The sequence below is a fragment of the Bradyrhizobium sp. TM233 genome (assembly GCF_036247965.1).
Lineage (GTDB): Bacteria > Pseudomonadota > Alphaproteobacteria > Rhizobiales > Xanthobacteraceae > Bradyrhizobium > Bradyrhizobium ottawaense.
In genome coordinates, this window is sequence record NZ_BTIG01000376.1 from 1 (window position 1) to 278 (window position 278).

The window sequence follows — 278 nt, forward strand, 5'->3', positions numbered from 1 at the left end:
ATTGTGGTGTCCACCAATAACATTCCCAAAGACTTAGAAGTTTTTCCCTCGTAATCAGTCAACATCATGTTATGAGGTTGCAAATCCTCGACAGATTTCCCAATCTTCTTAAGCAGAAACTTTGGCATCAAATTTATGGCGGCCCCGCCATCAACCAAGACTTTATTGACGCCTACTCCTTCAATGCGGGCCCACACAAAAAGCGATTTCAAATGCTTCTTCATCTCCATATCTGGTTTCTTGAAAACGGCACAATCATCTTCGACTCCTCCTTTAGT

The 278-nt window shown here is 42.4% G+C and carries 1 protein-coding gene; it reads right to left on the minus strand.

All coding sequences use genetic code 11. From position 1 onward, the window contains the following. The coding region (locus AABA86_RS34490) for a hypothetical protein (RefSeq protein ID WP_338309929.1) at positions 1 to 224 on the minus strand (224 nt) is incomplete at its 3' end. Positions 225 to 278: the final 54 nt, after the last annotated feature.